The sequence below is a fragment of the Streptomyces sp. NBC_00178 genome (genome assembly GCF_036206005.1).
Lineage (GTDB): Bacteria > Actinomycetota > Actinomycetes > Streptomycetales > Streptomycetaceae > Streptomyces.
In genome coordinates, this window is the sequence record NZ_CP108143.1 from 6191420 (window position 1) to 6215058 (window position 23639).

20 protein-coding genes are annotated in these 23639 nt (G+C 73.4%); 10 read left to right on the forward strand and 10 right to left on the reverse strand.

Features of this window, described 5'->3' with window-relative positions; genetic code table 11:
* Positions 1–120 precede the first annotated feature (120 nt).
* Positions 121–1359 (forward strand): aminotransferase class I/II-fold pyridoxal phosphate-dependent enzyme, encoded by a 1239-nt coding sequence (locus tag OHT61_RS27080; RefSeq protein WP_329041800.1) that lies wholly within the window; start codon positions 121–123, stop codon positions 1357–1359.
* Positions 1360–1372: 13 nt separating this feature from the next.
* Positions 1373–2398: an MBL fold metallo-hydrolase gene (locus OHT61_RS27085; protein ID WP_329041802.1), complete on the forward strand. Its 1026-nt coding sequence runs from the start codon at positions 1373–1375 to the stop codon at positions 2396–2398.
* Between the two features lie 22 nt (positions 2399–2420).
* On the opposite strand, the gene OHT61_RS27090 is transcribed toward OHT61_RS27085, so the two are convergent.
* Positions 2421–3041, reverse strand: a complete 621-nt coding sequence (locus OHT61_RS27090) for a DedA family protein (RefSeq protein WP_329041803.1) — start codon at positions 3039–3041, stop codon at positions 2421–2423.
* Positions 3038–3814 (reverse strand): MBL fold metallo-hydrolase, encoded by a 777-nt coding sequence (locus tag OHT61_RS27095; RefSeq protein WP_329041804.1) that lies wholly within the window; start codon positions 3812–3814, stop codon positions 3038–3040. The genes OHT61_RS27090 and OHT61_RS27095 overlap by 4 nt, the downstream gene beginning before the upstream one ends.
* Positions 3815–3992: 178 nt before the next feature.
* Here OHT61_RS27095 and OHT61_RS27100 point away from each other — a divergent pair, with 178 nt between their 5' ends.
* Both OHT61_RS27100 and OHT61_RS27105 read left to right on the forward strand, forming a co-directional pair.
* A complete protein-coding gene (locus tag OHT61_RS27100) occupies positions 3993–4403 on the forward strand; it encodes a hypothetical protein (RefSeq protein ID WP_329041805.1) in 411 nt (136 codons plus the stop codon).
* A gap of 117 nt (positions 4404–4520) precedes the next feature.
* Entirely contained in the window at positions 4521–6974 is a 2454-nt protein-coding gene (locus OHT61_RS27105) for a phage holin family protein (protein ID WP_329041806.1), read from the forward strand.
* 21 nt (positions 6975–6995) lie between these two features.
* On the opposite strand, the gene OHT61_RS27110 is transcribed toward OHT61_RS27105, so the two are convergent.
* From OHT61_RS27110 to OHT61_RS27120, 3 genes are all read right to left on the reverse strand, one after another.
* The gene (locus OHT61_RS27110; RefSeq protein WP_329041807.1) at positions 6996–8048 is read right to left on the reverse strand and encodes a LacI family DNA-binding transcriptional regulator; all 1053 of its coding nucleotides are present in this window, start codon (positions 8046–8048) and stop codon (positions 6996–6998) included.
* A 7-nt stretch (positions 8049–8055) separates the two neighbouring features.
* The gene (locus tag OHT61_RS27115) at positions 8056–8682 is read right to left on the reverse strand and encodes a DUF305 domain-containing protein (protein ID WP_329041809.1); all 627 of its coding nucleotides are present in this window, start codon (positions 8680–8682) and stop codon (positions 8056–8058) included.
* Positions 8683–8760: 78 nt separating this feature from the next.
* Positions 8761–9618: a DUF1996 domain-containing protein gene (locus tag OHT61_RS27120; protein WP_443049632.1), complete on the reverse strand. Its 858-nt coding sequence runs from the start codon at positions 9616–9618 to the stop codon at positions 8761–8763.
* Between the two features lie 324 nt (positions 9619–9942).
* On the opposite strand from OHT61_RS27120, the gene ligA reads away from it, so the two are divergent.
* Together ligA and OHT61_RS27130 are read left to right on the forward strand one after the other, a co-directional pair.
* Positions 9943–12039, forward strand: coding sequence for an NAD-dependent DNA ligase LigA (gene ligA / locus OHT61_RS27125; protein ID WP_329041812.1), 2097 nt, complete (start codon positions 9943–9945; stop codon positions 12037–12039).
* 153 nt (positions 12040–12192) lie between these two features.
* Positions 12193–13035 (forward strand): rod shape-determining protein MreC, encoded by an 843-nt coding sequence (locus OHT61_RS27130; protein ID WP_329041813.1) that lies wholly within the window; start codon positions 12193–12195, stop codon positions 13033–13035.
* A gap of 389 nt (positions 13036–13424) precedes the next feature.
* On the opposite strand, the gene OHT61_RS27135 is transcribed toward OHT61_RS27130, so the two are convergent.
* A complete protein-coding gene (locus OHT61_RS27135; protein WP_329041814.1) occupies positions 13425–13784 on the reverse strand; it encodes a hypothetical protein in 360 nt (119 codons plus the stop codon).
* 84 nt (positions 13785–13868) lie between these two features.
* Here OHT61_RS27135 and secD point away from each other — a divergent pair, with 84 nt between their 5' ends.
* The 3 genes from secD (at position 13869) to OHT61_RS27150 (ending at position 17559) form a co-directional block, all read left to right on the forward strand.
* The gene (gene secD / locus OHT61_RS27140) at positions 13869–16193 is read left to right on the forward strand and encodes a protein translocase subunit SecD (RefSeq protein WP_329041815.1); all 2325 of its coding nucleotides are present in this window, start codon (positions 13869–13871) and stop codon (positions 16191–16193) included.
* 175 nt (positions 16194–16368) lie between these two features.
* Positions 16369–17112 (forward strand): YoaK family protein, encoded by a 744-nt coding sequence (locus tag OHT61_RS27145; protein WP_329041816.1) that lies wholly within the window; start codon positions 16369–16371, stop codon positions 17110–17112.
* Positions 17113–17253: 141 nt separating this feature from the next.
* Positions 17254–17559, forward strand: a complete 306-nt coding sequence (locus tag OHT61_RS27150) for a 4a-hydroxytetrahydrobiopterin dehydratase (RefSeq protein WP_329041817.1) — start codon at positions 17254–17256, stop codon at positions 17557–17559.
* A 69-nt stretch (positions 17560–17628) separates the two neighbouring features.
* On the opposite strand, the gene OHT61_RS27155 is transcribed toward OHT61_RS27150, so the two are convergent.
* The 3 genes from OHT61_RS27155 to OHT61_RS27165 all read right to left on the reverse strand — a co-directional run bounded on the left by OHT61_RS27155 (position 17629) and on the right by OHT61_RS27165 (position 21559).
* The gene (locus OHT61_RS27155) at positions 17629–18465 is read right to left on the reverse strand and encodes an aldo/keto reductase (RefSeq protein WP_329041818.1); all 837 of its coding nucleotides are present in this window, start codon (positions 18463–18465) and stop codon (positions 17629–17631) included.
* 172 nt (positions 18466–18637) lie between these two features.
* Positions 18638–20437 carry an AMP-dependent synthetase/ligase gene (locus OHT61_RS27160; protein WP_329041819.1) on the reverse strand — a complete coding sequence of 600 codons (1800 nt, stop codon included), beginning with the start codon at positions 20435–20437 and terminating at the stop codon, positions 18638–18640.
* Positions 20438–20665: 228 nt separating this feature from the next.
* Positions 20666–21559, reverse strand: coding sequence for a LysR substrate-binding domain-containing protein (locus OHT61_RS27165; RefSeq protein ID WP_329041820.1), 894 nt, complete (start codon positions 21557–21559; stop codon positions 20666–20668).
* A gap of 115 nt (positions 21560–21674) precedes the next feature.
* On the opposite strand from OHT61_RS27165, the gene OHT61_RS27170 reads away from it, so the two are divergent.
* Positions 21675–22706 (forward strand): bile acid:sodium symporter family protein, encoded by a 1032-nt coding sequence (locus tag OHT61_RS27170; RefSeq protein ID WP_329041821.1) that lies wholly within the window; start codon positions 21675–21677, stop codon positions 22704–22706.
* A 79-nt stretch (positions 22707–22785) separates the two neighbouring features.
* On the opposite strand, the gene fdhD is transcribed toward OHT61_RS27170, so the two are convergent.
* Positions 22786–23634, reverse strand: coding sequence for a formate dehydrogenase accessory sulfurtransferase FdhD (fdhD, locus tag OHT61_RS27175; RefSeq protein WP_329041822.1), 849 nt, complete (start codon positions 23632–23634; stop codon positions 22786–22788).
* Positions 23635–23639: the final 5 nt, after the last annotated feature.

The window sequence follows — 23639 nt, forward strand, 5'->3', positions numbered from 1 at the left end:
GATGCGCGGTGTACCAGGGGTGCGTCCCACCGCCGCCGCCCGGACCCCGTGCGGGGGCGGGCCCCGCAGAACCTCCGTATAAAGGGCCCAGAGGGCGACGCAGGCGGAGGAGGACCCGGGATGGCTCGGAGCGAGCGGACGCACGCCCACCCCCTCGGGGGAGACCGGGGCCCCGTCAGATACGGGCCGCCCGCACCCGACCCCGGCCTTCCCGTCCTGCCCGAGCTCGCCGGGGTCCTCGCCGCTTCGGCCGCCCGCGCCCTGCCCGAGCCACCCGGAGGAGGAACGATCCTGCGCGAGGCCGCGCGCGGTTACTGGGACCGCCGCGGACTGCACGGCGACGCCGAGGCCGTGGTGGCCGCTCCGGGCCCCCAGCCCCTCCTGCTCGCGCTGATCGCAGCGCACGGCGGCGACGTCCTCATGCCCCGGCCGTGCCCGGCGGGGTGGATGCCGCAGGCGCGGCTGCTGGGCCGCCCCGCGTACCACGTGCCGACCCCGGCCGAGTGCGGCGGCATCCCCGACCCCTACGCGCTGCTGGAGACGGTGCGCAGGGTACGGGCCGAAGGCGGGCGTCCCCGGCTCCTCCTGATCTCCGTGGCCGACGACCCGACCGCGACCCTCGCTCCGCCCGAACTGGTCCGCGAGGTCTGCGAGGCGGCGGCGGCCGAAGGGCTCCACGTCGTCAGCGACGAGACCTGGCGCGACACACTGCACCGCCCCCACGACACGGTCCTGCTCAGCCCCGCCGAGATGTGCCCCGACGACGTCACCGTCGTCAGCGACCTGGCGGGAGCCCTGACCCCGTCGGCCTGGCCGGTGGCCGTCGCACGGTTCCCCGACACCGCCCGCGCGGCCGTACGCCGCGCGCGGGTCCTCGACATCCTCACCGCGCTCGGGGCCCTCGTCGCGGAACCGGTGGCCAGGGCCGCCGCCCACGCACTCGGTGAGCCCGAGGCCGTCCGGGACCGTATCCGGCGGGCGGCGGCCCTCCAGGCGCGGGTGGCCTCCGCCGCGCACCGCGCGGTCCTCACCGCCGGGGCCCTGGCCAGACCTCCGCAGGCGGGCCGCCACCTCTACGCCGACCTCGGTCCGCTGCGCGGCCGGCTGGCGGCCAGGGGCGTCACGGACTCCATGGAACTGGAGGAGTACCTGACCGGGCGCCTCGGAACCCCCGCTCCCGGCGGGCACCGCTTCGGCGACGAACTGGGCGCCCTGCGGGTGCGGCTGAGCACCGGCCCGCTGCTCGGCGCAACCCCGGAGCGGCAGATGGAGTCCCTCACTGCGGTGGAGCCCCTGGAATTGCCCCATGTCGCCCAAGCGCTGAGCATTTTCGAAGCAGCCCTCGATGAACTCCGATGACAGGAGCCTCTCGATGACGGAACAGACCGAGCGCCCGATCGCCGGGGCCGGCGCCGCGCCCCCGGGCCGCCCCGCCACCGCTCCGCGCCGCCTCGGGGAGCTCCGGTCGTGGCCCCGCACCTTCGCCGACCGGCTCACGGCCCCCCTTCCGGGTGTCAGGGGCATGACCCGCCTGGCCAGGGAGCGGGCCCTGCGGCCCAACGCCGAGGGACTCCGGGGCATCCACCGCCTGCCGTACGCGCCCCGGCCGCTGCCCGCCGCCGGACCGGACACCGTCGCCGTGACATGGGCCGGGCACGCCAGCTGGATCGTCCGCATCGGCGGGCTCACGGTCCTCACCGACCCGGTGTGGTCGCGACGCATCCTCGGCACCCCGGCCAGGATCACCCCCGTCGGCGTCCGGTGGGAGGAACTGCCCCCCGTCGACGCGGTCCTGATCAGCCACAACCACTACGACCACCTCGACGCCCCCACGCTCCGGCGGCTCCCGAGGGACACCCCGCTCCTCGTGCCCGCAGGGCTCGGCCGCTGGTGCCGGCGCCGGCGCTTCACCAGCGTCACCGAGCTCGACTGGTGGGAGTCGGTCGAACTCGGCGGGGTCACGTTCGACTTCGTGCCGTCCCACCACTGGTCCAAGCGGACCCTGCTCGACACCTGCCGGTCCCTGTGGGGCGGCTGGGTGCTCGGCGACACGGCCGGGCGGCGGCTCTACTTCGCCGGGGACACCGGCTACGGCCACTGGTTCAAGGAGATCGGCCGCCGCTATCCGGGCCTGGACCTCGCGATGCTCCCCATCGGGGCGTACGAGCCCCGCTGGTGGCTGTCGGACGTGCACACCGACCCCGAGGAGGCCGTGCAGGCCTACGAGGACCTCGGAGCGCGCGCCATGGCCCCCATGCACTGGGCGACGTTCCTCCTGTCGGCGGAACCCGTGCTGGAACCGCTGACCCGGCTGCGCACCGCCTGGCAGCGGGCCGGGTATCCGCGCGGCGACCTCTGGGACCTGCCGGTCGGCGGCTCCCGTGTCCTGGGCGCCTGACCTCCGGCCCGTAGCCGGGGCCTCAGCCCGCCATGCGGGTCCGCAGCCGCCGCCAGAGCGCCGGCGTCCCACTGATCAGCAGCGTCAGCACGACCGCGGCCAGCACTCCCTGCCACGGCTCCCGGAAGAGCGAGCCGCCCAGGATGCCGATCAGCTGGTACGTCGCGGCCCACGCCAGGCACGCCGGCACGTCGCCCCGGGCGAACTGCTTCAGCGGCATCTCGCTCAGCAGGCAGGCCAGCATCACCGGGATGCGTCCGGCCGGTATCAGCCGGGACAGCACCAGCACCGTCGTCCCGTGCTCCTCCAGCTTCCGCTGGGCCTGTTCCAGCCGCTCGGGAGCGGCTCGCCTGGTGATCGCCGCCAGCCACTTCGACCCGTTCTTCGACCGGACCCCCCGCTGCCCCAGCCAGTACAGGCAGACGTCCCCCAGGAACGCCGCACCCGCGGCCACCGCGAAGACGACCAGCAGGGTGACCGGTGACATCCGGTGGAACGCCACCACGGCGGCGGAACTCACCAGGGCCCCGGTCGGCACCACGGGCACCAGCGAACCGAGTGCCACGAGGACGAACAACGACGGGTAGGCCACGGCCTGCTGCGTCGACTCCGTCGGCAGCTGCCCCAGCACGTCCGATATCACCTACGGGCCTCCGGCCTCACATGCTCGCCGTGCCCCAGCCGGTGCACCGCCACCTCCGGCGCCAGCCTGGCCGCCTGCCGCACGAACTCGTCGCCCGGCGCGTGGAACTCGTGCGGCCGGACGCCGTCCAGTCCGATCGGCCAGTACGTCCCGTAGTGCACCGGGACCGCCGAACTGGGCTCCAGCATCGTCAGCACCTGTGCCGCGCGTGCCGCGTTCAGATGATGGGGGCCGAGATTCGGCCCCCAGCCGCCGACGGGCAGGAGCGCCACGTCCACCGGCCCCACCGCCTCGGCCATGCCCTCGAAGAGCCCGGTGTCCCCGGCGAAGTACGTGCGGGCCTCGCCCTCGACGACGTACCCCAGGGCGGGCACCCGGTGCGGGCCGACCGGCAGCCGGCGTCCGTCGTGCAGGGCGGGCACCGCCCGGACCAGTACCCCGCCCACCCGCACCACGTCCCCGGGGCCGACCTCCGAGATCCGCAGCCGGCGGACCCGGCGCAGCACCCGCAGGCCCGGGACCGCCCCGACCGCACCCCGCGGGACGATCAGCAGGCTGCCGGGAGCGAGCCGGGCCAGAGAGGGCAGATGGAGGTGGTCGGAGTGCAGGTGCGAGATCAGGACCGCGTCCGCCACCGCGGCCAGCGGGGGCGGGACCTCACCGCGGCGCCGGCGCAGATGAGCGAAGCGGCGTACGAACAACGGATCGGTCAGCACCCGGACCCCGGAGTCCTCGATCGTGCAGGTGGCATGACCCCACCACGTGACCTCCACCGCTCCGCCTCCTCGTCCGTGCCGCCGGCATGCGTGTACGCGTACGAGCGTAGGCGCTCCGCGCCCGCCCCACGCCGGAGTGCTCTCTCACGCCGCTTCCGGCGCGGGCGGACACGGTTGCACAGGGCTGCCCCGTGGGTAGGTCGTGGCCAGCATCCGAGCACGGGGGGATCCGGTCATGAGGGACGTCGCCGGGGGCGTACGAGCGGCGGCCGTCGCCGGACCCACGCCGCTGGAGGAGCTCGACGGCGACCCGTTCCCCGTGGACACCCGCAGCCGGCACGCCGTGTGCGCGCGCCGGGCCGCGGACCATGGGTACGCCGTCACCCGCCGGCCGCGTGCGTACGGGCCGCGGCCCGGCCACCACGCGCTCCGGGGCGGAGCGGGCGGGCAGGCCGGCTCGTTCGCCGCCGCCGACCGGGTGCCGGAGCGTGCGCTCGTCTCCGGGCCCGAGTCCGAGGCGGAGTGCCGCAGGCGCGGCGCCCGGCTCGAACCCGGCTGCCCGGAGGGGCCGGTGTACACGGCGTGCGGCAAGGCCGGCGCCCACCGCGGGCTCTCCATGCCCACCGCCGCGTGCGACGGCGGCTGACCACCCCGGGGCCCGCCTCCCGACCCGGTGCGGGGGCCCGGGGAGCCCCGCGGCGGCTATGACAGGCTTGGCGCGGGTCCGTGACGAACACCGGGCCCTGACGTGAGGTGGAACGGTGTGAGTGACGGGCGGTGGCGTACGGCGGGCGGGGCCCTCCTGCGCGTGATCTCGGTGTGGGCCGTGTCCACCCTCACCATGCTGGCGCTCGCGGGCATCCTGCCCGATTTCCGGCTTCAGTCCGACGACGGCGACAGCGTCACGCGCACCGCGTTCACCGCGGCCTGGGGTGCGGGGGCCTTCGGCCTCCTCTCCGCCCTCGTCTGGCCCGTACTCGTCAGGGCCCTGCTCATCGTGCCCGCCCTCGTGCTGGGCGCCCTGGTCTTCTTCCTCAACGGATCCCTGCTGCTGATCGCCCTCCGGCTCATCCCGGACGGACGCGGCGACGCCAACCCGGAGACCGCCGTCGTCGTCGCGGCGGTCATGTCCGCCGTCGCCTCAGCCGCATCGACGGCGCTCGCCGTCCGGGACGACGACGCCTACCGGCGCAGGCTCTCCCGCCTCGCCGACCGGCGCCGCAGACGTGACGGCACCCCCGGCTCCGCGGACCGCGGCCGCGGCGGACCGCCGGGGATCGTGTTCGTCCAGCTCGACGGCGTGGGCCACCGCGTCCTCGAACGGGCGGCGGCCGACGGCGTCATGCCCACCGTGGCCGGACTGCTCGCCGACGAGGCAGGCCACCGTCTGACGCCCTGGACGACCGACTGGTCCAGTCAGACCGGCGCGAGCCAGCTCGGCATCCTGCACGGCACCAACCACGACGTGCCCGCCTTCCGCTGGTTCGAGAAGGAGACCGGCACCGTCATGGTCTCCAGCAGACCGGCCAGCGCCCTCGAACTCCAGCGCAGAGCCATAGCCCGCACCCGCTACGGCGGCCTGCTCACCGTGGACGGCGCGAGCCGGGGCAACCTCTTCAGCGGCGGCGCGGACCAGCTGGCCCTGGTCCTCTCGATGGCCGCCAGGCTCGGCAAGGGACGCCGGTCCCGAGCCGGCTACTTCGCCTACTTCTCCGACCCCGCCAACGCGGTCCGCACCTTCCTGTCCTTCGTCGCGGAGGTAGGCCGGGAGATCGGGCAGTCGACCCTGGCCCGGGCGCGCAAGGAGGTCCCCCGGGTCAAGCGCGGCGGTCTCTACCCCTTCATCCGGGCGTTCGCGACGGTCGTCGAGCGTGACGTCGTGGTCTCCGCGGTGATCGGCGACATGTTCGCCGGACGCACCGCGGTCTACGCGGACCTGGTCGCCTACGACGAGGTCGCCCACCACTCCGGGCCGCACAGCAGGGACGCCGAGAAGGTCCTCGCCCGGCTCGACCGCTCGCTGGGCCTCATCATCAAGATCGCCGACCACACCCCGCGCGACTACCGGATCGTGCTGCTCTCCGACCACGGCCAGAGCCCGGGGGAGACCTTCGCGGGCCGCTACGGCCTGACGCTCAAGGACCTCGTACGGGCCGGCTGCGGGCTGCCCGTGCCGCGCAGGGCGCAGCGCACCCGCAGCGCGTCGGAGGCCCGGGACGCCGTGCGCACGGCACTGCACAGGCCGGTCGGCGGGCGTGAGGCGGAGCACCCCTCGAAGTCCTCCGACCCGGTCGTGCTGGCCTCCGGGAACCTCGGCCTGCTGTCCTTCCCGGACATCGAGGGCCGCGCCTCGCGCGAACAGATCGACCGCCGCTGCCCCGCACTGCTCGCCACGCTCGCCGCACATCCCGGTATCGGTTTCCTGCTCGTGCGGAGCGAGAGACACGGGTCCGTGGTGCTCGGCGCGGGCGGGGAGGAGGTCCCGGTCGCCGAGCTGACCGACGGGCAGGGCCCCATCGCCGTGTTCGGCGAGGGCGCGGCCGACGCGGTGCGGCGCACCGACACCTTCCCGCACGTCGCGGACGTCATGGTCAACTCGATGTACGACCCGGACACCGGAAGGGTGCACGCCTTCGAGGAGCAGATCGGCTCCCACGGAGGGCTCGGCGGCGAACAGTCCCGGCCGTTCCTGCTGTGGCCGCGCACCCTGGCGGATCCCCTGGACGCGATGGCGGCGGACGCCCCGCGGACGCCGCGACCCGCCACCGCCGACGCCCCCGGGACGGCTGCCCCGGCCGCCCTCGTGGGCGCGGAGGCCGTGCACCTGGTCCTGGCGCGCTGGCTGCGGGAGCTCTCCGGTCCCCAGATCCCCTTGCAGCCGGGCGGCGTCGACAGGGCCGGGCGCCGCACGGACGGAGCCGTCCCGGAGAGTGCTGTCCCGGAGGGTGCCGTCCGCCTCCTCGACGGGCGGCTGCCGGACGGGCGACCACCGGGGGAGTCCTCGCGTGCGGACGCGCCCGCGCAGGCGTCACCGCGTGAGCCGTCCCTCCAGGGAGATGCGTCCCACGGCGGGGTGCCGAGGCAGTCCGGGCGGGACGCAGCCCTCCCGGACCCCGAGCACACCGTGGGGGGCGAACCTCTCAGGGATTCCGACGGCGCCGTACGGGGCGAACCCCTTCCGGACTCCGACGACGCCGTCCGGGGCGCCCGTGGCTGAGGGGGCCGCCGGGGAGGGGCGTCACGCGGACTCGCGCCGCACCAGGGTCGGATGGAAGACCACCGACGGCTCGGGACGACCCGACTTGCCGATCTGCTTCAGCAGCAGCCGGGCCATCTCGGACGCCATCTCCTCCACCGGCTGACGGACCGTGGTGAGCGGCGGATCGCAGGCGAGCGCCGCGCTGCTGTCGTCGAAGCCGACCACCGCCACGTCCCCGGGCACGTCCCTTCCCGCCCGCAGCAGCACCGGCAGGGCGCCGAGCGCCATCAGGTCCGACGCGATGAACACCCCGTCCAGGCCCGGGCGGTCGCGCAGCAGCTTCCGCATCGCGGAGGCGCCACCTGTGTGCGTGAAGTCCCCTTCGGCCACCTCCACCTCACCGATCCCGTGCCCCGCCAGCGAGTCCAGGAACCCGTCCAGCCGCGCCTGGCCGGCGGGCCTGTCCTGGGGGCCGGCGATGCTGGCGATGTTGCGCCGCCCCAGCGACACGAGCAGGTCGGCGGCCATCTGCGCACCCGCGCGCTGGTCGGCCTCGACGTAGGTGAGCGGCGAGGGGCGGAGCGGCCGGCCGGCCAGCACGGCCGGCAGCCGGGTGTCGTGGAGGAGCGCGGGCAGCGGATCGTCGGCGTGCGAGGAGATCAGCACCACACCGTCGACGTGGCCCTGACGCAGGTACGACAGCAGCTGGTTGCGTGAGGCCTCGTCGTCCGCCAGCATCAGCACCATCTGGATGCCCGCGGGGCGCAGCACGTCGAGCACTCCGCCGACGACCCGTCCGAAGTGCGGGTCGGAGAACATCCGGCCGACGAACGGCTCGGCGACGGGACGCCGTTCACGCTCGGACACCACCAGGGCGATCGAGTCGGTCCGCCGGGTCACCAGGGACCGGGCGGCGCGGTTGGGCACGTAGCCCGTCGTGGCGACCGCCTCCTCCACCACGCGTCGCAGGGCAGGGTCCACCGTGGTCGCACCGTTGATCACCCGGGACACCGTGGCCCGGGAGACGCCCGCCACCGCGGCCACGTCCTCCAAGGTGGCGGGGCGTACGGGCGGTGAAACGTCGGCTGTCATGCAGTCTTTATACCGGGTGATCCGACGGGCAGGCGAAGGGTTCCGGCACGTCAGTGGGCGTGCCCGCGCAAAGAGCCGCCAGCGCGGCCAACTGCCCGCCGCGCGCGGTCACGAGCGTCCCCGCCCGCTCCCTGGCCTCCGCGCGGGTCCCCGCGGTCACCTCCGAGCGCGACACCTGCGCGGACTGCCGCAGGTGGTCGTGCATCTGTGCCACCAACAGGGAGTCGAAGGCGCTGCCCCGTGCCGCACGTGCGTCGTCCAGGTCCTGGTCCGTCACCATGCCCGGCATGTCGTGACCCTTGTGGAGATCGGTGTCCGGGAGGCCCATCCGGTCGCGCAGCCGGCGCAAATCCCCCAGCTCCGACGCGAGTTCCGCGCGAAGCCGTGCCGCCCAGGGGCGCAGTCCCGGCCCCGTGGCCTCCCGCGCGGCGAGGCCGAGCAGCACGACGGCCTGCTCGTCCATGGGGACCATCAGCTGGACCCACGCGGCGTCGGTGGGGTGGCCCGAGGGTGCCGGTGCCGCAGTCGTGGGCGGTGGCCCGGCACCGTGACCCGGCTCCGGCCCCGCATTCCCCGTGCACGAGGTCAGCAGGACGAGCAGGAGAAGGGCTGCTGCGGTACGGCGAGCCGCCATCGGCAGTGATCCTTCGACGGGGTGCCCGCCCGTGCCGCGAGGGCTCGGGCGGGCACCGGTGGATGGGGGGGGAGGACGTCAGGGAGTGCCGTTCGCACCGCACTTGATGATCGCGTTGATGCAGTCGCGCACCCGCTGCGCCATCTCCGCCTCGGGCCACACGTTGAAGAAGTCGCCGTGCATCGTGTAGCCGCGGCCCGAGGCCAGTCTGAAGCGTGCGGGGTCGCCGTTGACCGGATAGCGCAGGACCTGGCGGAGTTTGGGTACCGGGACGGGATGCGTCGACGGACAGGCGCCGCCCACCGGATACGCCATGTGGCTCTTGTGGTCGGCGGAGTCCAGATCCCTGCCGTTCCAGCACTGCGGGAAGTCCAGATAGCTCTCCATCATCGAGCCGGCCGGGCAGGTGACGAAGTCGTGGGACGGGTTCACCTCACCGTGGTGCAGACACGACCACCGCGAGATGGTGTTGTCGTTCGGTCCCGTCGCTTTCGCGTTGCCCGCGACGATCCGCAGCCCGCGGGGGAAGGGCTTGATGGTCCGGATGATGTCGTCCCGGACGCCCTCGCCGAGGTAGTAGAAGGTGGTGCCGGTCGGTTCCACCGCCTGGTCGCCGTTGTACAGCGTGGGCACCCAGTACGAGGAGAGGTCGGTCCTGGGCGCGCAGCTGGTGCCCGCCCTCTCCAGGGACGCCAGGTCGGAGTGGGCGTTGGTGGAGTCGTTGCCGAAGAAGCTGTGCATGTGCGAGGCGCCCGGAAGGTTGGGCAGCACGATCGGGTCGTCCGGTGCCCGGTGCGTGTAGGGGCATTCCGCCAGGAACTCGGCGACCCGGACCACGTCCGCGGCGGCCCGGGGTTCGTTCCGTTCGGCGGCGGCGTTGCCCACGTTGGCCTGAACGAGGGAGAGGGCGAGCGCGGCGGCGGCGAGCCCGGCGATCCGGTACCGCCACGGGGACGGGGTCCTGCGCCCGTGGTGTCCGGGCGTGCGTCTGCCGAAGGGCGTGCGTCTGTCGAAGAAGGGCACGGCACTCCTGTTCCGAGGAAGTGGGGTTCCTCTGACCGGTCGTCCGGTCAGGGTAGAGAGCGCTCTCTCATGGAACGTAAAAGCATGACCAAGGCATGTCAATACGCTGCGTCGTACCGTCAATTACCTTCTGTTTGCACGGAGTTGCGGGCGGCGAACATGGGAGAGGCTCTTTCCCGCCTCTGCGCGACCACCGGTCCGGCGGCGTTGTCAGTGGTGCACGGCAGGATGGTGCCCATGACGACGAACCCAGCCGGCGTGCCCGCCGACACCGCCGCCTACGCGGCCGCCGTGGAAGAGGCGAAGCGTGCCGCCGCCGCGTACTACGCCGCAGGTGAGAGCAGGCTCGACGACGACGCGTACGACCGGCTCGTGCGCGGGATCGCCGCCTACGAGGAGGGGCACCCGCAGGAGGTGCTGGACGCGTCGCCGACCGGCAAGGTGGCGGGCGGTGCGGCCTCGGGGGACGTGCCGCACACCGCACCCATGCTCTCGCTGGACAACGTCTTCTCCGCCGAGCAGTTCGTCACCTGGACCGCGTCCGTGGAGCGGCGGATCAAGCGGCCCGTCGCCGCCTGGAGCGTCGAGCCCAAGCTCGACGGCCTGGCCGTCGCCGCGCGGTACCGCCAGGGCCGCCTGGAGCGGCTGATCACCCGTGGGGACGGGACGGCGGGCGAGGACGTCTCGCACGCGGTGGGTGCGGTGCTCGGCCTGCCCGCCCTGCTCGACGAGCCGGTCACCGTCGAGGTGCGCGGCGAGATCCTCATGACCGACGAGCAGTTCGAGCAGGCGAACGCCGTGCGCACGGAGCACGGCGCGGCGCCGTTCGCCAACCCGCGCAACGGGGCGGCGGGAACCCTGCGGGCCAAGGACCGCCCCTACCGCGTGGAGATGACCTTCTTCGCCTACGGCGCACTCGCCCTTCCGGACTCCGGTGAGCTGACCGCCGTCCTCGACGAACTCCCGCACGGCGAGGTCCTGTCGTACGTCGCCGGGCTCGGGGTGCACACGGCCGCGGACAGCGCCGTCGCGCCGCGCACCGTCGCCTCGGCCGAGGAGGCGCAGGCGGGTGTGGAGGAGATAGCCTCGCTGCGCGCCTCGCTGCCGTTCGGGATCGACGGCATCGTGATCAAGGCGGACCTCGCGGCGGACAGGCGCGACGCCGGATCCGGGACCAGGGCGCCGCGCTGGGCCATCGCCTACAAGCTGCCGGCCGTCGAGAAGGTCACCCGGCTGCTCGGTGTCGAATGGAACGTGGGCCGGACCGGCATCATCGCGCCGCGGGCCGTCCTGGAGCCCGTCGAGATCGACGGATCCACCGTCGGGTTCGCCACGCTGCACAACCCGGCCGACATCACCCGGCGCGATCTGCGCCTGGGTGACCACGTGATGGTCTACAAGGCGGGCGACATCATCCCCCGCATCGAGGCACCTGTCGCACACCTGCGGACGGGTGACGAGAAGCCGATCGACTTCCCCGAGGTCTGCCCCCGGTGCGGCTCGGAGATCGACATGAGCGAGCAGCGCTGGCGATGCACCCGAGGCCGGGACTGCCGGGTGGTCGCCTCCGTCTCGTACGCCGCCGGGCGTGACCAGCTCGACATCGAGGGCCTCGGTGCCACCCGCGTCGTCCAGCTCGTCGACGCCGGCCTCGTCCAGGACTTCGCCGACCTGTTCACCCTGGAGCGCGAGCAGCTCCTGTCGCTGGAGCGGATGGGGGAGACCTCCACCGACAACCTCCTGGCGGCGATCGACACGGCCAGGGCGCGGCCGCTGTCCCGCGTCTTCTGCGCCCTCGGTGTGCGCGGCACGGGACGCTCCATGTCCCGTCGTATCGCCCGGTACTTCGCCTCGATGGACCGCATCGTCGCGGCGGACGCCGAGGTGCTGCAGCAGGTGGACGGCATAGGCAAGGAGAAGGCGGCGGCCGTCGTCTCGGAGCTGGCCGAGCTCGAGCCGCTGATCGGCAAACTCATGGCCGCCGGGGTCAACATGACCGAGCCCGGCGCGACACCCCCGCCGGAGCCTGGGGCGGTGGAAGGAGACGGGCCGCAGGGGGAGGAGTTCACCGGTCTGCCGCTCGACGGCATGACGGTCGTGGTGACCGGCGCCATGACCGGTGCCCTGGAGAAGCTCTCGCGCAATCAGATGAACGAGCTGATCGAGAGGGCGGGCGGCAAGTCCTCGTCCAGCGTCTCGAAGCGCACGAGTCTGCTGGTCGCGGGTGACAAGGCCGGGTCGAAGCGGGCCAAGGCCGAGGACCTCGGCGTCGAGATCGCCGCGCCCGAGGCGTTCGCGACGCTGGTGGAGGCCTTTCTCGTGACGGAGGGATAGAAGGTTCACAGGGGAGTGAACCTTGGAATCTTCAAGAGAGTGGCGTTTCTGCACCCCTTATTGCATAGTGAGGGCTCGATCGAACCTCGCTATCAGCGGGCCCGGACCTACGGGCGGGTGACGGCCGCGTCGGCGGTCCGAAGGGTGTGGGCCATGCGTTCCTCGCGTGACGGACGGCGGCGGGACCGGCCGGCAGCCGCAGGTCGCAGTGCGTCCGACGGGGGGACCCGCAGCCCCGGTACCTCACGTGTACTGGCGATCGACCTGGGCGGTTCGGGGACACGCGCCTGGGTCTGCGGGGGCGCTCTCCTGGGCGCGGGCTCGGTCTCCCACGACAGCGCCTCCCGGCCGGTCCGCCGGGGGCGCATCGTCGACCCGGAGTCCTGCGCGGTGCTGCTCGCACGCGTCGCCGACACGGCCCTGGGCGCCGATCGGCGCGACAGCGTCATCGTGCTCAGCCGGCCCGTCCTCGCCGGGCTGGAGCACCGCGCACAGGCGAGGGAACTCCTCGCCCGCCTCGGCCCGTCCTCCGGCATGGTCCTCAGCAGCGCCGAGGCCGCCGCCGCGTGCGCCGGACCGGCAGGCAGCGGTCCCGTACTCGTCGTCGACATGGGGGCGGAGCTGACCGAAGTCGCGCTCCTCGTCGACGGAGTGACCAGGGACGCCCGTCAGGCGGACTCGGGGCTCACCGACCTGGACCCGGACGCGCTTCCCGCCCAACTCGCGGGAGCCGTCGTCGATATGATCGCGTGCATGTGGCGCGAGGACCGGCACGGCGCGGTGCGCGGAGCACTGCGACGCGGCCCCGTGCTCACCGGCGGTGGAGCGCTGCGCAGCGATGTCACCGGCCTGATCGCCGCGCGCCTCGGGGCGGCCGTGCGCGTCGACCCCGATCCGTCGACCGCGGTCGTCCGGGGAGCCGCTCTCCTTGCCGGACGCGTCCCGGCCGGCACACGGCCCGGACCCGCACCGGCCGTCCCGGCCCGGCGGAGGTGAACCACCTGACGGGGGCGCACCCGAGCAACGCACCCCCACAGCGCCCGACGTCACGCCCGACGGCAGTCCGGGCGGGCCACGCCCTCACCGCGCTGCTCCTGGCGGTCCTCACGTTGCTCGGTGGCGGGCCGGCCACTTCCGGAACCGTGCAGGCGGTGCCGGGAGCCGCCGTTGCGCGTGCCGCCGCTCCGGCAGCGGCGGCGACCGCTGTTCCGGCGGCGCCGGACGGGCTGTCCGGACCGGGGCGCACCGTCGACCCCGCTCCCAGGGCGGTTCCCGCGTACGCCGTGGCAGCGGGTCCAGCGGGTCCAGCGGGTCCAGCGGGTCCAGCGGGTCCAGCAAGTCCAGGGGGTCCGGCGGGTCGAACGGGTCCGGCGGATCGAGCGAGATCAGCGGCGCCGTACGGCCTCGGTGCCGGCGCCGGCGCCGGCCCGCGTCCCCGTCACCCCGCCGCGCAGGTCTCCGGTTCCCGGGCGGCCGACCTGACCGTCCCCGGCCGGCTCACCGAGGCTGTCCCGGTCGTTCCCCAGCACGGGCCGCGGGCCGGGGCCGACCGCCCGTCCTCCCCGCACCACGTCCCACCGCCCGGCCACGGAGCCCTGCCGGTGCTGCCGCCGGGCTTCGCCGCGCTCCGCGGCCTCGGGCTGGAACCCGCTGGAGGCGGTCGGTCCCCGCGTGGGCGGAACAGGGCCGCACTGCCCGGAGTGCGTGGTCCACCCGAGGCGACGGCCGGTCAGCCGGCCGTTCACGAGACCTGTTCCACAGACCCGGTGTCCCGCCCCGTCCGACCTCTCTGAGTCCGGGGCGGCCGACGCCTGCCCGGGAGGATTCCCATGACTCGCGCCACCACGGTGCGGGCGGTTCTGGCTGCCGCCGTACTGCTCGCCTCCGTGTTCATCACACTGACCATGTCCCCCAGACTCGGCCTCGATCTCCAGGGCGGCACCCGCATGGTGCTCCAGGCCAAGGACTCGGACACCGCCGAGGCGGACCGGGAGAGCACCGACCGCACCATGGAGGTCCTGCGCAAGCGCATCGACTCGCTCGGTGTCTCCGAACCCGTCCTGACCCGGTCGGGAGAGGACCGGATCATCGTCGAACTGCCCGACGTCCAGGACCCGCGCCAGGCCGCCGACGTCATCGGCAGGACGGCCCAGCTCGGCTTCCACGCGGTGCGGGGACCCGGCGGCCCCGGTGGGACAGGACTCGACGACGAGCCCACGGCCGGGCAGCGGGAGGACGGCCCGACGCTGCCCGACGAACAGGGCAGCCCGCTGGCCCTCGGCCCGGTCCGCCTGTCCGGTGCGGGGGTCGCGGACGCCACCGCCGCCTTCGACGCGCAGCAGGGCTCGGGCTGGAGCGTCGCCCTCGACTTCCACAAGGGCGCGGGCGAGCGGTGGACCCGGCTCACCGGGGACGCCGCCTGCCACCCGGCGGGGGACGAGAGACGTCGCGTGGCGATCGTCCTCGACGGAAAGGTCATCTCCTCGCCCCAGGTTGACCCGTCGGTCGCCTGCGAGGCCGGTCTGCCCTCGGGATCCACCCGCATCACCGGTTCGTTCAGTGCCGACGAGGCACGCGATCTCGCCCTGCTCATCAAGGGCGGCGCTCTCCCCGTGCCCGTCGAGATCGTCGAGCAGCGGACGGTCGGCCCGACACTCGGCGCCGCGGCCATCGAGGCCAGTGCCACGGCCGCGCTGATCGGCGCCGCCGCCACCGCGCTCTTCATCACCTTCGTGTACCGGCTCTTCGGCGCCCTGGCGGCTCTCGCCCTCGCGGCCTACGGAGTCATCTCCTACGCCGCGCTCGTGGTTCTCGGAGTCACCCTGACCCTGCCGGGGCTCGCCGGGTTCGTCCTCGCCATCGGGATGGCGGTCGACGCCAACGTCCTCGTCTTCGAGCGGGCCCGGGAGGAGTACGCGGCCAGGCCCGGCCGCCCGCTGCGTTCCGCGCTTACCGCCGGCTTCCGCAACGCCTGGAGCGCCGTGGCCGACTCCAACGTCACCACCCTGATCGCCGCCGCGCTCCTGTTCCTCCTCGGCTCGGGACCGGTCAAGGGCTTCGGGGTGACCCTGGCCATCGGTGTGCTGGTCTCGATGTTCTCCGCGCTGGTCATCGCCCGCGCCCTCACCGAGATCGCGGCCGGCTCCCGGTTCGTCGGCGACTACCGGGAGGTGAACGGGATCGGCATGCCCGGCCGGGTCCGCACCTGGATCGGGGCGCGGGACCCCCGGCTCTTCCGGTCGCCGCACCGCTGGCTGCTGACCTCTCTCGCGGTGGTCCTGATCGCCGTGACCGGCATCTTCGTGCGCGGGGTGGATCTGGGGGTGGAGTTCACCGGTGGCCGGCTGGTGGAGTACTCCACCAGCCGGCCGGTCGACGTCGAGACCGCCCGCGCCACGCTCGCCGCGGCGGGCTTCGAGGACGCCGAGGTCACCACCGCGGGAGGCGACGGCCTGTCCGTGCGGACGGGGGGCCTCGACGACGACGGGGAGCACGCACTGCGATCGGCGCTGGCCGAGGAGGGCGGCGAGACCACCAAGGTCCGCGACGAACTGATCGGGCCCAGCCTCGGCGACGAACTGCGCCGCAACGCGCTGATCGCGCTGGGAGTCGCCGTCGTCGTACAACTCGCCTATCTGGCAGCCCGGTTCCGCTGGACCTTCGCGGTGTCCTCCGTCGGGGCGCTGGTGCACGACGTCGTCGTGCTGGTGGGCGCCTTCGCCTGGCTCGGACGCCCGGTGGACGGGATCTTCCTGGCCGCCCTGCTCACCGTCATCGGCTACTCCGTGAACGACTCGGTGGTGGTCTTCGACCGGGTACGGGAACTGTGGGCGGCCAACCGTCGCTCACCGGTCTCCGAAGTGGCCTGCCACGCCGTCCTGCAGACCGTCCCCCGCACGGTCAACACCGGCGCGGGGGCCCTGTTCATCCTGGTCGCGCTGGCGGTGCTCGGCGGCGACTCGCTCGCGGACTTCGCGCTCGCCCTGCTCATCGGCATCTGTGTGGGCACCTACTCCTCGGTGCTGACGGCGGTCCCCGGAGCGCTGCTGATGGAACGGAGCAGCAAGGCCCCGCCGCCGGCGGCGAAACGGTCGCCGCGCGGCGGGAAGCCGGTTCGCCGCCGTGACCCCGCCGACAACGGGGCGCGGGTGTAGAGCCTGCGCGGCCGGGCACGGGTGCGGCGCCCCCTGTGCCCCGCCCCGGCGGGGCGCACGTGCAGTCCGGAGCGGCGGGCAGGACGAATGCGGTCCTGCCCGGCGCGTACGGGCCGCGCCGGCGCACGGCTGCGGCACAATCCCGATCACGTCCGACGATCGGAGTCCGCCGCCCATGCCCGTCGTGCTGCGTGACGCCTGGGCCACACTCGTACCCGACATGGACGGTCCGGACGGGCCGCTGCCGCCGCTCCTGCTGGCGCTGACCGTGCTCACCGGGCTCGTCGACGCGTTCAGCTACCTGCTCCTCGGCCACGTCTTCGTCGCCAACATGACCGGCAACGTCGTCTTCATGGGGTTCGCCCTCGCGGGTACCCCCGGCTTCTCCGTGCTCGCCTCGGCGGTGGCCCTCGCGTCGTTCGTGGCCGGGGCGTGGGCCGGCGGGATCGCGGTGCACCGGACGGCGGCGGGCCGGGGCCGCCGGCTGCGGAACGCACTCCTCGTCGAGGCGGTCTGTGTGGCAGCCGCCCTCGTCGTCTCCTTCGTGTCGGGCAGCCCCTACACCGGGGGCGCCCGCTTCTCGCTCATCGCGCTGCTCGGCCTCGGCCTCGGTGTGCAGAACGCCGCCGTCCGGGCCATGGCCGTTCCCGACTTCACGACCACGGTGCTGACCCGGACCCTCACCGGCACGGTCGCCGACAGCCGGCTCGCCAGGGGACCGGGAAGCAGGGTGGGCCGCCGGGGCCTCTCGCCCGCGGCCATGCTGGCCGGCGCCGTGGCGGGAGGCACCGCCGTGCTCGGCGGCCCACGGGAACTGCCGCTGCTGGCCGCCCTGGTGATCCTGTCGGGCGTCGTGGCCGCCACGGTGCTGCTCGGCCGGGGCGACGCCCCGTGGACAAGGCCGGACACCACCACCTGACACCGCGGGTCCGCTCCGCGGCCGTCCTGCTGCCCCGCTGGCCGCCGCGCGGTGGCCTCGTCCGTGTCGGGCGCGACAGCGGGCGCCCCGGCCCGTAACGTCACGGGCACCGCTGACCGGCCGGACCCCGAGGAGTCCCCTGTGCCCACCGAACCGCTGTCCGCGCACGACGTCGAGGCCGGGCTGGCCGAACTGCCCGGCTGGCGGCTGGAGGGGGACCGGATCACCCGCACCTACCGGCTGCCGTCCCACTTCGCCGCTGCCGCGCTGACCGTCCACATCGCCCGGATCCAGGACGAGCTCAACCACCATTCGGACCTGACGCTGGGGTACGACACCGTGGCCCTCGCCGTGCACACCCACGACGCGGGTGGTGCCGTCACGGCGAAGGACCTCGGGCTCGCCGCCCGGATCGAGGCCGCCGCCCCTTCGCACGGTGCCGGGTAGCGCGCCGGGAACACGACGGCGCCCCCACCGCTCGTCAAGCCGGTGGGGGCGCCGTCGGACGGGCGTGGGTCAGGCGCCGGCGCTGAAATCGGCCGGGTCGGGGCCGAGGCGCTTGCCCTCGTCGAGCGCGGCGAAGGCGGCGAGGTCGTCGGCGTCCAGCTCGAAGTCGAAGACGTCGATGTTCTCCGCGATCCGCGACGGCGTCACCGACTTGGGGATCACCACGTTGCCCGTCTGGAGGTGCCAGCGGAGCACCGCCTGTGCCGGGGTCCTGCCGTGCTTGTGCGCGACGGCGGCCACCGTCGGGACCTCCAGGAGGCCCCGGCCCGAGCCCAGCGGGGACCAGGCCTCCGTGGCGATGCCGTGCCGGGCGTGGAAGGCGCGCACATCGGCCTGCTGCAGCTGCGGGTGCAGCTCGATCTGGTTCACCGCGGGCACGACGGACGTCTCGCCGATCAGACGCTCCAGGTGCTCCGGGTGGAAGTTCGACACCCCGATGGACTTCGCGCGGCCGTCGGCGAGGATGCGCTCGAAGGCCTTGTACGTGTCGACGTAGGCGTCCTTGGCGGGCACGGGCCAGTGGATCAGGTAGAGGTCGACGTAGTCCAGACCCAGCTTGTCGAGCGACGCGTCGAAGGCGCGCAGGGTCGAGTCGTGACCCTGCTCGGAATTCCACAGCTTGGTGGTGACGAAGAGCTCCTCGCGGGGCACACCGGAGCCGGCGAGGGCCTTTCCGGTGCCCGTCTCGTTCCCGTAGATCGCGGCGGTGTCGATGCTCCGGTACCCGGCCTCCAGGGCCGTGGTCACGGCCGCCGTGGCCTCGTCGTCCGGCACCTGCCAGACACCGAAGCCGAGCTGCGGCATCTCGAGGCCGTTGTTGAGGGTGATGGTGGGGACCTGGCTCACGAGCAGTCGATCCTAACGTTGTGGGGATGGTTCTCCCCCCGACAACGATCGGGAGGCCCCACACATTCCCGTCCTCGCGTTCCCTTCCGCGCGGATCCGGCGCGACGGCCGGTCCGGCCTGAAGCGGCGTCAGGCCCGAAGCCGTGGAACTCAGCGGTACAGGCCGTGGGACTCAGCGGTACAGGGCGTCGACCTCCGCCGAGTACGCCGTCTCGATCGCCTTCCGCTTCAGCTTCAGCGACGGTGTCAGCATGCCGTGCTCCTCGGTGAACTGGTGCGCCAGTATGCGGAACGTGCGGATCGACTCGGCCTGGGACACGGCGGTGTTCGCGGCCACCACCGCCCGGCGCACCTCCATCTCCAGATCGGAGTCGCGCACCAGATCGGCCGCCCGCATCGGCGTACGGCCCTGCATGGCGAGCCAGTGCTCGACCGCCTCCGTGTCCACGGTCACCAGCGCCGCGATGTAGGGGCGGTCGTTCCCGACGACGATGCACTGCGCGACCAGGGGGTGGGCGCGGACCCGCTCCTCCAGGCCGGCCGGCGCGACGCTCTTGCCGCCGGACGTCACCAGGATCTCCTTCTTGCGCCCGGTGATGGTCAGATAGCCGTCCTCGTCGAGCGCGCCCAGGTCGCCGGTGGCCAGCCAGCCGTCGTTCAGCACCGCGTCGGTGGACTTCGGATCGCCGAGGTAGCCGGAGAACACGTTCGCCCCGTGCACCCACACCTCGCCGTCCCGGGCGATGTGCACGGTGGAGCCGGGGATCGGCTGTCCCACCGTGCCGTAGCGGGTGCGCTCGGGGGGATTGGCGGTGGCCGCGGCGGTCGTCTCGGTGAGTCCGTAGCCCTCGAAGACGCTGACGCCCGCTCCCGCGAAGAACAGACCGAGTCTTCTGTCCATCCCGGAGCCTCCGGACATCGCGTGCCGCACCCGGCCGCCCATCGCCTCGCGCACCTTGCGGTAGACGACCTTGTCGAAGAACTGGTGCTGCATCCGGAGGCCCGCGGACGGGCCGGGGCCGGTCCCGAAGGCCCGCTCCTCCAGCGCTTCCGCGTACTTCACCGCGATCTCCACGGCCTTGTCGAACGGGCCCACCCGGCCCTCGGACTCCGCCTTGCGCCGTGCACCGTTGAAGACCTTCTCGAAGATGTACGGCACGGCGAGGATGAAGGTGGGCCGGAAGGACACCAGGTCCGGCATGAGCGCCTTGGCCGACAGCTCCGGCTGGTGGCCCAGCTTCACCCGCCCCCGCAGCGCGGCGATCTCCACCATGCGGCCGAAGACGTGGGCCAGCGGCAGGAAGAGGAGCGTGGCCGCCTCCTCCCCGGGCTTCGAGAGGAACACCGGATGCCAGCGCGAGACCATGGTGTCCGCCTCGAACATGAAGTTGGCGTGGGTGATCACGCAGCCCTTGGGGCGGCCCGTCGTGCCGGACGTGTAGATCACGGTGGCCACCGACTCGGGGGTCACCGCGCGGCGGTGCCGGTGGACGACCTCGTCGTCGACCAGGGTCCCCGCCTCGGAGAGCTCCGTCACCGCGTCGGCGTCCAGCTGCCAGAGCCGCATGAGGTTCGGCAGCCGGTCGATGACCGAACCGATGGTCATGGCGTGGTCCTCGTGCTCGACCATGACGGCCACGACCTCGGCGTCGTGGAGCATCCACAGCACCTGTTCGGCCGACGACGTCGGGTAGACCGGCACCGACTGCGCCCCCACGGTCCAGAGCGCGAAGTCGAACAGGGTCCACTCGTAGCGTGTACGCGACATGAGGGCGACCCGATCGCCGAAGCGGATGCCCTGGGCGATCAGCCCCTTCGCCAGGGCGAGCACCTCGTCGCGGAACGCGGCGGCCGACACCTCGTGCCAGTGCCCCTCCGCGTCCTTGCGCCCGAGGGCCGTCCGCTGGGGGTCCTCTTCGGCGAAATCGAAGACGGTGTCGGCAAGACCGCCGACTTGAGGGGCAGCGGCCATGGGGGGGACGGTGAACTCGCGCAATGACCTGCTCCTTGTGGCGCTCCGCACGGCGCCGCGACGCTACCCCACCGGGCCGGGCGGCGGGAGGGTCCGAAGTCCCCTGAAATCGCCGCATCCGGCCAGGCCTACCGCGTAAATCGGGCCAGATGGGCCGGGCTCGGGCGGACATCCGGGCGAGTGGTAAGTGGCTCGGGCGGGAATCTCCACGGAATCTGTACGCGCCACTTACGCCGGTCCGGGCTGCCCGGGGTCCCCCGGACTCCGGTGCAGCCGGTCGCCACTGGCCAGGATCGCGGCCGCGAGGGCGTCGGCCGCCCCCTGGGCGGCGCCTCCGCGCCGCCCGTGCAGCAGCACGAAATCGACATCTCCGAGCTCCGGCAGTCCCGCCCTCGCCGGCACGGGGGCGAGCCCCGGGGGGATGAGCCCGCGCGTGTGCGCCATGACCCCGAGCCCCGCGCGCGCCGCCGCCACGAGCGCGCTCAGGCTTGCGCTCGTGCACGCGAAGCGCCAGGACCTGCCGTGCTCCTCCAGCACCTCGAGGGCGCGGGCCCGGGTGATGCCGGGCGGCGGGAAGGCGATCAGCGGCACCGGGCGGTCGGGGTCGACGCGCAGCCGCGGTGCGCCGATCCATGCGAGGGTGTCGTGGCGGACGAGCTCCCCGTGGGTGTCACCGGCGCGGCGCTTGGCGAGGACCAGGTCGAGCCGGCCCGCCGCGAGCTGACGGTGCAGCGTCCCGGACAGCTCCACCGTCAGTTCCAGCTCCACGTCGGGGTGCTCACGGCGGAAGGACTCCAGGATCTCCGGCAGCTCCGTGAGCACGAAGTCCTCGGACGCCCCGAACCGCAGCCGCCCGCCCAGCCGGGTCCCGGTGAAGAACGCCGCCGCCCGCTCGTTGGCCTGCAGGATGGTCCGCGCGAATCCCAGCATGGCCTCGCCGTCCTGGGTCAGATCGACCCGGTGCGTGTCACGGCTGAACAGCTGACGCCCGGTCTCCGACTCCAGGCGGCGCACGTGCTGGCTCACCGTGGACTGCCGGACACCGAGTCTGCGGGCCGCCCGGGTGAAGCTCAGGGTCTGCGCCACGGCGAGGAAGGTACGGAGCTGGACGGGGTCGTACATGGGGCGAGGTTATCGAGAATCGTGATGACAGTCAGTTCGGTATACCGGATTCCCGATTTCCCGTATGAGGAGCAGGATGGGGAGGCCACGATTCCATCGAGAGGGCACCGAGTACATGAACCGCCGCACCAGCCGCCGTATCCCCGCGCCACCGGCCTGGCTGCCGGTCGATCCCTACATACTGGCGCTGGTCGGCACGGTGGTCCTCGCGGCACTGCTGCCCGCCTCGGGCACGGGCGCTGACGTGGCGGGCGGTGCGTCGACCGGGGCGGTGGCCCTGCTCTTCTTCCTCTACGGAGCGCGCCTCTCGACCGCGGAGGCGGTCGACGGGCTCAAGCACTGGCGGCTCCACCTCACCGTCCTGGCCTGCACCTTCGTGGTCTTCCCGCTGCTGGGGCTCGCGGGCCACGCGCTCGTGCCCTACGTGCTGACCCCGCAGCTCCAGGAAGGGTTCCTCTTCCTGTGCCTGGTGCCCTCGACCATCCAGTCGTCGATCGCCTTCACCTCGATGGCCCGCGGCAACGTGCCGGCCGCCATCTGCGCGGGCTCGTTCTCCAGCCTCGCCGGGATCCTGCTGACGCCGCTGCTGGCAGCCGTGCTGCTCGGCGGCACCGGGGGAGGTTTCTCCCTGGACTCACTGGTGAAGATCGTCCTCCAGCTGCTGGCGCCCTTCCTCGCCGGGCAGGTGCTGCGACGCTGGATCGGAGGCTTCCTCGGCCGGCACCGCAAGATCCTCGGCCTCGTCGACCGCGGCTCGATCCTGCTCGTCGTCTACACGGCGTTCAGCGAGGGCATGGTGGCCGGAATCTGGCACCAGGTCACCCCGCTGCGGCTCGGAGGGCTCCTCGCCGCGGAGGCCGTCCTGCTCGCCCTGATGCTCACGATCAGCGGGCGCGGCGCCAAGCGGCTGGGATTCGGGCGCGAGGACGCCATCGCCATCCAGTTCGCCGGATCGAAGAAGAGCCTCGCCGCGGGCCTGCCCATGGCCAGCGTCCTGTTCGGCGCGCACGCGAGCCTCGCCGTGCTGCCGCTGATGCTCTTCCACCAGATGCAGCTCATGGTCTGCGCGGTCATCGCGAAGCGCCGCTCCCGCGATCCGCTTCCGGACGACGTGGCCGTGCCGCGGCAGCCCGTGCCGGTGGGCTGACCCGGGGGGAGAGGGCCCGGCCGGCGCAGGGGGCGCTCCCCGTCGGCCGGACCCCTGCCCCGTGCAGCGGGTGGGCCCGTCAGCCCTGGCCCACCGCCGCCCCGAGGGCGATGCGGTGGTCACCCGCGTACACGTTCATGGACTTCCCCCGCAGGAAACCGACGAGGGTCAGTCCGGTCTCGGCCGCGAGATCCACGGCCAGCGACGACGGCGCCGAGACCGCCACCAGCATCGGGATCCCCGCCATCACCGCCTTCTGCGCCAGCTCGAAGGACGCGCGGCCCGACACCAGCAGGATCGCCCTGGAGAGCGGCAGCCGGCCGTCCGTGAGGGCGCGCCCGACGAGCTTGTCGACCGCGTTGTGCCGGCCGACGTCCTCCCTGATGTCCAGCAGTTCGCCCTCCGGTGAGAACAGCGCCGCGGCGTGCAGGCCCCCGGTCCGGTCGAACACCCGCTGCGCCTCGCGCAGCCGGTCGGGGAGAGCGGAGAGCAGTTCGGGTGTCACCCGGACCGGGGGAGTGTCGGAGACGGGATGGCGGGTCGTGGTGCGGACCGCGTCGAGGCTGGCCTTGCCGCACAGGCCGCACGACGACGTGGTGTACACGTTGCGTTCCAGCGCGATGTCGGGGACCGGGACGCCGGGCGCCAGCTTCACGTCCACCACGTTGTACGTGTTCACACCGTCGGCCGTCGCCCCGGCGCAGTACACGATCGACTGCACCTCGGAGCCCTCGCCGATCACGCCCTCGCTCACCAGGAACCCCGCCGCGAGGGCGAAGTCGTCGCCCGGGGTGCGCATGGTGATGGCGAGGGGCTTGCCGTTCAGCCGGATCTCCAGGGGCTCCTCGGCGACGAGGGTGTCGGGGCGGGTCGTGACCGCCCCGTCCCGGATGCGGATGATGCGGCGACGCTCGGTGACCCGTCCCATAGCCG